The organism is Acinetobacter sp. AKBS16, assembly GCF_002899995.1.
In the GTDB taxonomy this organism is placed as follows: domain Bacteria; phylum Pseudomonadota; class Gammaproteobacteria; order Pseudomonadales; family Moraxellaceae; genus Acinetobacter; species Acinetobacter baumannii.
The window spans coordinates 20,734-30,239 of record NZ_POYH01000091.1; the positions used below are offsets into that span (position 1 = coordinate 20,734).

9 protein-coding genes and 2 pseudogenes are annotated in these 9,506 nt (G+C 41.5%); 8 read left to right on the forward strand and 3 right to left on the reverse strand.

Annotated features, from left to right (window positions below):
- Window positions 1–1,010: pseudogene (locus C1642_RS19770) on the reverse strand (copper ion binding protein); the annotation flags it as partial.
- A 166-nt stretch (window positions 1,011–1,176) separates the two neighbouring features.
- On the opposite strand from C1642_RS19770, the gene C1642_RS16410 reads away from it, so the two are divergent.
- On the forward strand, window positions 1,177–1,377 hold the full coding sequence (locus C1642_RS16410; RefSeq protein ID WP_085941179.1) for a heavy-metal-associated domain-containing protein: 201 nt from the start codon (window positions 1,177–1,179) through the stop codon (window positions 1,375–1,377).
- 57 nt (window positions 1,378–1,434) lie between these two features.
- Here the strand turns inward: C1642_RS16410 and mobR are convergent, their stop codons facing one another.
- On the reverse strand, window positions 1,435–3,105 hold the full coding sequence (gene mobR, locus C1642_RS16415; RefSeq protein ID WP_103236591.1) for a phenol degradation transcriptional regulator MobR: 1,671 nt from the start codon (window positions 3,103–3,105) through the stop codon (window positions 1,435–1,437).
- Between the two features lie 369 nt (window positions 3,106–3,474).
- Between mobR and C1642_RS16425 the strand changes: the two genes are divergently transcribed.
- From C1642_RS16425 to C1642_RS16455, 7 genes are all read left to right on the forward strand, one after another.
- Entirely contained in the window at window positions 3,475–3,762 is a 288-nt protein-coding gene (locus C1642_RS16425) for a phenol hydroxylase subunit (protein WP_000193471.1), read from the forward strand.
- A 20-nt stretch (window positions 3,763–3,782) separates the two neighbouring features.
- On the forward strand, window positions 3,783–4,781 hold the full coding sequence (locus tag C1642_RS16430; RefSeq protein ID WP_103236593.1) for an aromatic/alkene monooxygenase hydroxylase subunit beta: 999 nt from the start codon (window positions 3,783–3,785) through the stop codon (window positions 4,779–4,781).
- An 11-nt stretch (window positions 4,782–4,792) separates the two neighbouring features.
- Window positions 4,793–5,059, forward strand: coding sequence for an MmoB/DmpM family protein (locus C1642_RS16435; RefSeq protein ID WP_000049448.1), 267 nt, complete (start codon window positions 4,793–4,795; stop codon window positions 5,057–5,059).
- Between the two features lie 45 nt (window positions 5,060–5,104).
- Entirely contained in the window at window positions 5,105–6,631 is a 1,527-nt protein-coding gene (locus C1642_RS16440) for an aromatic/alkene/methane monooxygenase hydroxylase/oxygenase subunit alpha (RefSeq protein WP_072618620.1), read from the forward strand.
- A gap of 59 nt (window positions 6,632–6,690) precedes the next feature.
- Window positions 6,691–7,053, forward strand: a complete 363-nt coding sequence (locus C1642_RS16445) for a phenol hydroxylase subunit P4 (protein WP_057105724.1) — start codon at window positions 6,691–6,693, stop codon at window positions 7,051–7,053.
- Between the two features lie 14 nt (window positions 7,054–7,067).
- On the forward strand, window positions 7,068–8,129 hold the full coding sequence (locus C1642_RS16450; protein ID WP_103236594.1) for an NADH:ubiquinone reductase (Na(+)-transporting) subunit F: 1,062 nt from the start codon (window positions 7,068–7,070) through the stop codon (window positions 8,127–8,129).
- A 186-nt stretch (window positions 8,130–8,315) separates the two neighbouring features.
- On the forward strand, window positions 8,316–9,197 hold the full coding sequence (locus C1642_RS16455; RefSeq protein WP_103236595.1) for a SphA family protein: 882 nt from the start codon (window positions 8,316–8,318) through the stop codon (window positions 9,195–9,197).
- A gap of 49 nt (window positions 9,198–9,246) precedes the next feature.
- Here C1642_RS16455 and C1642_RS19775 read toward each other — a convergent pair.
- A pseudogene (locus C1642_RS19775) lies at window positions 9,247–9,506 on the reverse strand (LysR family transcriptional regulator); the annotation flags it as partial.

Sequence of the window (9,506 nt, forward strand, 5' to 3'; positions counted from 1 at the left end):
GGACGAATTTCTACAATAGTCCCACTGACCACTTCAGCAACAGCAACTTCCACTATTTGCCCATTACGTTGAATACGGGCTGTTTTTGGCTGCATTCCTACTAAATGTTGAATCGCTTGCGAAGTACGTCCTTTAGCTTTTGCTTCAAAATAACGTCCGAGTAAAATTAAACTGACAATTACAGCAGCCGCTTCAAAGTAAACATTGACCGTGCCTTGTGGTAATACCTGCGGCATAAAGGTTGCCACGACTGAGAAACTGTAGGCAGCTAAAGTTCCTACAGCGACCAGCGAGTTCATATCTGGTGCTAAACGCCATAAGGCTGGAATCCCTTTTTGGTAAAAACGGCGACCAGGAAAAACAAGCACTAATGTGGTTAAAACAAACTGTAAAAGCCAGCTATTGTATTGACCAATGATGTGCATGACCCACATGTGAAAAGCTGGAATGAGATGTGAACCCATTTCCAAAATAAACACAGGTAAGGCTAACACAATCGAAATGATCAGATCTTTTTTAAGCTGATCTAACTCTGAAGCTTTTTTATCGAGTTGCTCATCTTGATTTTTTTCAGATGCTTTCGCGTCATAACCTGCTTTTTTAACAGCACGAATTAAGTCTTCAACATTGACTGATGGATCTGCCTGTACCCAAGCCTGCTCTGTTGCTAGGTTGACCGTAGCGTTTTGAACGCCCTCTACTTTTTTAAGGGCTTTTTCTACACGTGCAACACAAGATGCACAGGTCATACCCTCAATAGACAACTCCACTGGCGCAGCTTTTGGAACATCATAACCCGCACGTTCAACTGCTTTAACCAGTGCTTCACGCTGAATCGGTTGATTTGAATAAACAACGGCTTTTTCTGTTGCCAAATTAACGTTGGCAATCTCTACATTTTCAACTTTCTTAAGTGCTTTTTCGACACGTCCTACACAGGAGGCACAAGTCATGCCCTCAATTGAGAGTGTTTCACTATATGCTGGCAATTTTGTGGTTTTTGAGTCCATCAAACACCTCTGCAAATCTGCAAAATTTAATATTCTGTATTGAGCATACAGATTCCCATCATGGGAAGGTCAAGCATATTTTTTTAAAAAATTGGTCTTGACCTTACAATCATGACAAGGTTTAGACTCAGTGTTATCCAAACAAACATCTCATTCTTGATGGAGTATGAATATGAAACTACTTATTGAAAATATGACTTGTGGTGGCTGCGCACGTGGTGTGACAGCAACGATTCAGGACATCGATCCAAATGCAAAAGTAGATGTAGACTTAGCGAGCAAAATTGTGACTGTTGAAAGCAGTGAAAGCATCGATAAAATTACCGAAGCACTTGAAGAAGATGGTTTCCCAGCGAAAGTGCAATAGTCGATAAGGCCTAACGTTTAAAGTTAGGCCTTTATTTTTGAGCTTGTTGATATTGATTCAAAGCTGAAATTTTTTAATTCGATAATCCAGTGCTGCCCGAGTTAGCCCTAATAAACGTGCCGCTTCAGACACATTATGATTTGCCTTTTTTAAAGCCGTTAAAATTAACTGCTTCTCATGTTCTTCTAAATTAAACTCTGCCTTTAATAATTGCTCAAAGTCAGTTTCAACAGTCACCGCCTGCTCAGGGTCATGCTTAATCTGTGGAAAAATAGCATTTAACTTAATCAGTTGCTGATCATCCGTTAATAAAACCGCCCTTTCTAATAAATTTTCCAACTCACGAATATTTCCCGGCCATTCATATTGCTGCATAAAAACTTTAGTCTTTTCACTTACACCCTGAATGGTTTTGCCGTACATTTTTTCAAAGCGATGAAGAAAGTGTTCAACCAATAAAGGAATATCTTCACGGCGCTCTCGCAAAGGCGGGATCTGCACTGGGAAAATATTTAAGCGATAGTACAAATCTGCCCGAAATCGCCCTGTTTTTACAGCCTGCTCAAGATCTTCATTGGTTGCTGTAATTACACGGACATCTAAAATACGTGTCTGTGAATCTCCTACTCGCTCAAATTCACCTTCCTGCAAAATGCGTAATAGTGCTGCTTGTGCACGAGGAGAAAGCTCAATCACTTCATCTAAAAAAATCGTACCACCATTGGCTCGTTCAAACTTCCCCAAGCGAGATTGATGCGCTCCTGTATAAGCCCCTTTTTCTACCCCAAATAGCTCAGACTCAATTAACTCTGGTGGAATCGCTGCACAGTTTACCGCAATAAAAGGTTGGTCTTTTCTTTGGCTATTTGCATGAACCCCTCGTGCAAAAGCTTCTTTACCAACGCCGGTTTCACCTTGTAATAAAATGGAAACTTTCGAACCTGCTGCTTTGGTTAATAATGCACAGACCTGTTTATAAGATGCTGACTTACCCACAGAACTAAATAATTGGTGATCGGCTTCACTATCGCTATAAATTGATTTTTTTAGTTCAAAAAGTTCAGCCTGCAACGCAATCAGTTCTTTTTCCATAGGTTCGGGAGACATGAACTGAATTAGCTCATCTGCATTTTCCCACTCTTCTAAAGGCTTACCGATAATACGACAATGCTCATCGCCGCAGGCTTTGCACTCTATTTCTTGATAAATAATGGTCATGCCCGTCGCAAAACTACTGTAGCCGCACGCGTAACCAAGTAGCATCCAGCACGCAGGTTCATCACTTGGACCAAAATGCTCTAAATGCACATCAGCTTCAAAAGAGTTAAGCCAATTTAAATCAGCATAAAACTGTTTTTTATCGTGGCTTAAATTGAGCTGGTTGGCCTGTACTTGCACCATTCCACGAATGGCGTGCATTTGTGGGCCTGCCATAAAAGCATCGTGTTCATTTAAATCGGGACGCATTTTTGTTGTAACTTCTGCATCTTTTAACCCAGCTTGATACCCTAAACGAATAAAAAAACGCTTGGTTCGCTCAAGTCCAATCATGTGCGCTAAATCTTTACGCAAATATCCCATAATGCTGGTGTGTAAAAGTAGCATCCGATATTCATCAAACCAGATTTGGCCGTGGGCAGTATCAAAATGCAGTTTAGACAGCAAATCATGAATTTCTTGCGGATGATCTGCGTATCGTCCCGTTGTATCGTATTTTACTCGAGCCATGAGTGATCTGTTTTAATCCATTAAACACATTTGGGTTTTATCTCATCTTATCGAAGAACAAGATAAATGTCCTAGTACCTTAAAGACATAACTTCATACTAAAAAAGTATTTCTAAATCTCTCCATTTAAAGCCTCAAAAAATCTAAAAATAAATTTTTACGACCCACTTCATCAAATCATGAATATCTCTATTTCACCATTCAAAAAAATTCATGAAATGGTGAATTTTAAAAATGCTGCACTTTCAATAAAAATACTAAGCAATTGTTTTTAATTATAAAAATAAAGTTGGCATAGCTTTTGTAAAGCTTATAGCGAGAGCAAGGAGCATTCATCAATTTCAAGACAATGTCTTGATGGAGTACAGCATGACGCAACCTCAAGTCGAAGCATTAACCAAATATATTCGGGTCACTGGCGACTTAAACGCAGAGTTTATTGAGTTCGATTTTGCCATTCACGACCCAAGTCTATTTGTGGAACTGGTTTTGCCTAAACATGCATTTAATGATTTTTGTAAGACCAATCAAGTGGTTGAAATGACCCAAGAGCAACAAGCTTTTAATGACGCTCAGGAAGAAAAATGGCGCTATGGCACTGAAGCAACCTTAGTCGGCACGCAACGTAATAGCAACGATCACGATGATCAGATGTAAAAATATAAGGAGATAAAGCCATGACTTTAGAAATCAAAACATCAAATGTCGAACCTATCCGCCAGAACTACGCCTACATTGAAAGACGATTTGGCAGTAAGCCAGCAACTCGATATCAAGAAGTGAGTTTCGATGTACAAGCTGAAACTAACTTTCACTATCGTCCTTTGTGGAAACCTGAAAAGACTTTAAATGATAAAACCCATACTGCTCTGCAAATGCAAGATTGGTATGCATTTAAAGATCCACGTCAATTCTATTATGGAACTTATGTTCAGCACCGTGCACGTTTACAAGACACTGCAGAAAGTAATTTTGCTTTTTTTGAAAAACGTCAGCTTGCAGAACATTTGTCTGATGAAGTCAAAGCTAAGGTCATTGAATGCCTATTGCCATTTCGCCACGTTGAACAAACTGCAAACTTACACATGATGTCTGGCAGTGCCTATGGATATGGCACCGTGCTAACCCAAGCTTGTATTTATGCCGCGATGGATCATTTAGGAATTGCGCAGTACATCTCGCGTATCGGCTTAGCTTTAGATGGCAACAGCGGCGACTCACTACAGCAGGCAAAACAGGCTTGGATGCAACATCCTGCATGGCAAGGCTTACGCCGTCTGTGTGAAGAAAGCCTCACCGAGCAAGACTACTTCAAACTCTTTTTATTACAGAACCTTGTGATTGACGGCTTTGTGACAGAGCTTGTTTATCAACAGTTTGATCAGTGGTTAGTCACTCAAAATGCTCGCGACTTAGCCATGCTGACTGAGTTTATGAAAGACACTTTAGGTGATTTACGTAAGTGGTCAGACACCGTCATTAAAACTGCCGCTGCAGAGTCAGATCACAACAAACAGCTATTAAATGAATGGTTCACTCAGTCTTTGGCTCAAGTGAAAGCAGTCTTTACATCTTGGGCATCAGCAGCCTTAACAGCAGATGCAGTCGATCAAGCAGAACATGCCGTTATTGAACGCGCAAAAAAACTCGGCCTACAACCACTTACAAATGCTTAAGGAGAAGCAACATGTCTAAAGTCTATCTCGCATTACAAGACAACGATACTTCACGCTACATCATCGAGGCGATTGAAGAAGATAACCCTGAAGCTTCAATTCAGTATTTACCAGCCATGATTCGAATTGAAAGTGAAACTGATTTGGTCATTAAAGCCGAAACCGTATCTGAAAAACTAGGCCAAGATTGGGACATCCAATCGTTACAACTCAATATGATTACGCTGGGCGGCAACGTCGAAGAAGATGATGATACTTTCCGCCTTCACTGGAATTAATCACAACATAGATGTTGTTTAACAAAGATTTAAGGATGATCAATCATGACAACTCAAACGAAAGAAACCAGCAAAAAGTTAAATGCGAAAGATCGTTATCGTGCATTAACGCGTGATCTGGACTGGGACTTTTCCTATGCTGACCGTAAAGACGCCTTTCCTTATGAAGAGTTTGAAGGCATCAAAATTACAGACTGGTCTAAATGGGAAGATCCATTCCGTTTAACCATGGATGCTTACTGGAAATATCAGGCAGAAAAAGAGAAAAAACTTTATGCCATTTTTGATGCCTTTGCTCAAAACAATGGTCAGATGAATGTCAGCAATGAACGCTACTTAAATGCCATCAAACTCTTTTTAACGGCGGTTACCCCACTTGAATATCAGGCCTATCAAGGCTATGCACATGTAGGCCGCCAGTTTAGTGGTATTGGAGCACGTATTGCTTCTCAGATGCAGTCGATTGATGAGCTGCGTCATGTACAGACTCAAATTCATGCCATGAGCCATTACAACAAGTTCTTTGATGGTTTTCAGGACTGGGCACACATGCATGACCGCGTTTGGTATTTGTCTGTACCTAAATCATTTTTTGAAGACGCCCGTTCTGCTGGCCCTTTCGAATTTTTATTAGCCATTAGTTTTGCTTTTGAATATGTACTTACCAACTTGCTATTTGTGCCGTTTATGTCGGGTGCAGCTTATAACGGCGATATGGCAACCGTGACCTTTGGTTTTAGTGCGCAGTCTGATGAAGCGCGCCACATGACGCTTGGTCTGGAAATCGTAAAATTCTTGCTCGAACAACATGAAGACAACGTGCCGATTGTGCAGGAATGGATTGATAAATGGTTCTGGCGTGGGACGCGTTTGCTTTCAATTGTAGGCATGATGATGGATTACATGCTGCCAAACAAAGTGATGTCTTGGAAAGAAGCTTGGGAAGTTTATTTTGAGCAGGCAGGCGGTGCGTTATTTAAAGATTTAAGCCGCTATGGCATTCGTATGCCGAAATATAGCGATGTGATTGTGAAAGAAAAAGAGCACGTCTCACATCAGGCATGGTGGATTTTCTATAACTTTGGTCATGCTGCCGGTTTCCATACTTGGATTCCAACCGACGAAGAAATGGATTGGTTATCGACTAAATATCCAGACACTTTTGATAAATACTACCGTCCAAAATGGGAGTTGGCTCGCAAAATGGAAGCCGAAGGTAAACGCTTCTATAGCGCAGGTTTACCACAGCTTTGTCAGGTTTGTCAGATTCCAATGACCTTTACCGAAATGGGTGATGACCCAACTCAGTTTAGTTATCGCCATAGCATCTACCAAGGCGAACGCTACCACACCTGCTCAGATGGCTGTCATGACATTTTCGAACGCGAGCCTGAGAAATATATACAAGCATGGCTACCTGTAAATCAAATTTTGCAAGGCAACTGTGGTGGCGGTGACCTCGAAACTATGCTCCGTGATTATTACCGCATGAATGTAGGTGCCGACAATCTAGATATTGAAGGTTCACCAGATCAACAGCGCTGGAAAAAATGGAAAGGCAACGCAGCTTAAGCACAAGGAATTGTTCAGGCAGTCATCAAGCTGCCTGATAGGAAATAAGGAGATTGAACATGACTGTTCGCGCGATACACAACAACTATCAATTTGAACCGCTTGATCTGCAAAAAAACTATGGTGATCAATTCTTACTTTACGTGGGTTGGGATCATCACACACTTTTTTGCTCGGCACATGCCATGCTTGCCTCGCCTCAACAAACTTTGGGACAGTTGATTGAGCAACAAATTACAGGTGGTTTTGCTCAACATCCCGATTTTGCCAAAATTGATTGGTCAAAAGTGCAATACACCTTAGATGGTCAAACAATCGAACCAGAGAGTACTAAAACTTTGGCAGAGCTTGGTTTTGGGCATAAGTCATTACTTCGTTTCGTTACGCCAGAGTTAAATGGCTATAACGACAGCTACGTTTAATTCGGAGGTGTGTCATGAGTTATCAAGTCACCATTGAGCCGATCGGAACAACGATTGAGGTAGAAGAAGACCAAACCATTTTAGATGCCGCTTTACGTCAAGGCGTTTGGTTACCCTTTGCCTGTGGTCATGGCACTTGCGGGACATGTAAGGTTCAAGTCACCGACGGTTTTTACGATGTTGGTGAAGCCTCGCCATTTGCGCTCATGGATATTGAACGCGATGAAAACAAGGTACTTGCCTGCTGCTGTAAACCACAATCCGACATGATCATTGAAGCCGATGTCGATGAAGACCCAGATTTCTTAGGTCATTTGGTTCAAGACTATCAAGCAACAGTCATTGAAATAAAAGACCTGTCGCCAACCATCAAAGGAATCCGACTACAACTAGATCATCCAATTGAGTTCCAAGCTGGTCAATATATTAATGTCCAGTTCCCAGATATTGAAGGAACTCGTGCATTTTCAATTGCTAATTCGCCAAGTGAAGTGGGCATTGTTGAGCTGCATATTCGTAAAGTTGAAGGCGGTGCAGCGACGACTTATGTACATGAACAACTTGCCACGGGTGATCAGCTCGATATTTCGGGCCCTTATGGACAATTTTTTGTACGCAAGTCAGATGATCAAAACGCCATTTTCATTGCAGGTGGTTCAGGTCTTTCAAGTCCGCAATCGATGATTTTAGATTTGCTTGAGTCTGGAGATAGTCGCACCATTTACCTCTTCCAAGGAGCACGAGACTTGGCAGAGCTATACAACCGAAATTTGTTTGAACAGCTTGTAAAAGACTATCCGAACTTCCGCTATATCCCTGCTCTCAATGCACCAAAAGTAGAAGACCAATGGACTGGATTTACCGGATTTGTGCACGAAGCTGTTGCCGATTACTTTGAAAATCGATGTGGTGGACATAAAGCGTATTTGTGTGGTCCACCCATCATGATCGACTCGGCAATTTCAACACTCATGCAAAGTCGCTTATTCGAACGGGATATTCACACTGAACGCTTCTTAAGTGCAGCCGATGGTGCTGCCGGACAATCGCGTTCAGCTTTATTCAAACATATTTAAAGATAAACCTTTAAGCACTCGGCTTTTTCAAATGAGCTTTGTATTTGTAATTTAGAAAGCAAATACAAGGCTCACAGGAGTTCTGCATTCCAAATTTACAGGTTAAACAGACTCAAATTTTTAAAAAATCGTTAAGGAATAACGTTTTTTTAGTGACAAGCCAAACAACACAGAATAGGACATTCTATGAATAATAAAATTGCTGCAATCATATGTGGTGTAATCAGCACCCTTTACCTTCCTTCTGCATTTGCGACAGAAAACGGCTCAGACTCTTTTGCCTTAGGTGCCGAAGGTATGATGGCGGGCGCCCTACCACCTGCTGGGGTTTATCTACTCAGTTATTATCAAAATTATCACGCATCAGAGTTTCAAAATGGTCCCGATCAGTTCCATGTTGATGTCAACGCCGTGGTGCCTCGTTTGGTCTGGATGACCGATCAAAAAATTATGGATGGACAACTCGGGTTTTATGCAGCCCAGCCATTGGTTGATCTAAGACTCAAAGTAAATGGAATGGCTAACTCAAACCAAGGGCTCGGAGACTTAATTTTGGGTGGGATGCTGGGCTGGCATCAAGGAAATCATCACTGGATTGCAGCCCTAGAAACCGTGCTCGGGACAGGTCAATATGACACTCCAAGTGCGACACATCCAGTTGAAGCCAATCTCGGGAAAAACTATCACACCATTCGACCAATTATTGCCTATAGTTATGCCAACGCGGCAGGTTTAGATCTATCTACTAAATTGTCTTATAGCTGGAATACGCGTAATGACGCGACCGACTACCAGTCTGGACAATACATTGCGGGTGACTATAGCTTGGGTTATCGCATTAACCCAAAACTCAAAGTTGCAGTTGAAGGCTATGCCTTTAAACAAACCACAGATGACAAAGTAAACGGAAGTGACATTGGGTTTAAAGGACAGGCTTTTGCAATTGGGCCAGGCATTCAATATGCCGATAAGAATTGGTCTATTGAAGCCAAATTTCTAAAAGAAACCGAAGTCGAATATCGCCCCGAAGGCCATACCAGCTGGCTAAAATTAATTTGGGCTTTCTAAAACACATCAACGCATAGCTTCAACCTTTGAGGCTATGCACTTCCCTTATTTAAAAATCGATACCATTTGAATCATCTATCGGGTTCTGATCAAGTGTAAAAACAGTTCGTTGATAAGGTATCCCTTCCAAGTCATAAACCTGATAAATACAGTCGAACAATGATTGTAAGTCTTCACTTCTGTCCATTGCCCGTGCAGTAATAAAAATTGGGCTGACCGCGCCGTTATCTAAAATCGGAATATAGTTTAAGTGTGGAAATCGAATGGTATCAGCACTTGCTGGAATAATGCAGATCCCTTCCCCCGCTG

Bases quoted from the DNA above. Each gene is read 5' to 3' on its own strand.
- C1642_RS16410 (WP_085941179.1), top strand. From the start codon at position 1,177: ATGAATATGAAACTACTTATTGAAAATATGACTTGTGGTGGCTGCGCA.
- mobR (WP_103236591.1), bottom strand. From the start codon at position 3,105: ATGGCTCGAGTAAAATACGATACAACGGGACGATACGCAGATCATCCG.
- C1642_RS16425 (WP_000193471.1), top strand. From the start codon at position 3,475: ATGACGCAACCTCAAGTCGAAGCATTAACCAAATATATTCGGGTCACT.
- C1642_RS16430 (WP_103236593.1), top strand. From the start codon at position 3,783: ATGACTTTAGAAATCAAAACATCAAATGTCGAACCTATCCGCCAGAAC.
- C1642_RS16435 (WP_000049448.1), top strand. From the start codon at position 4,793: ATGTCTAAAGTCTATCTCGCATTACAAGACAACGATACTTCACGCTAC.
- C1642_RS16440 (WP_072618620.1), top strand. From the start codon at position 5,105: ATGACAACTCAAACGAAAGAAACCAGCAAAAAGTTAAATGCGAAAGAT.
- C1642_RS16445 (WP_057105724.1), top strand. From the start codon at position 6,691: ATGACTGTTCGCGCGATACACAACAACTATCAATTTGAACCGCTTGAT.
- C1642_RS16450 (WP_103236594.1), top strand. From the start codon at position 7,068: ATGAGTTATCAAGTCACCATTGAGCCGATCGGAACAACGATTGAGGTA.
- C1642_RS16455 (WP_103236595.1), top strand. From the start codon at position 8,316: ATGAATAATAAAATTGCTGCAATCATATGTGGTGTAATCAGCACCCTT.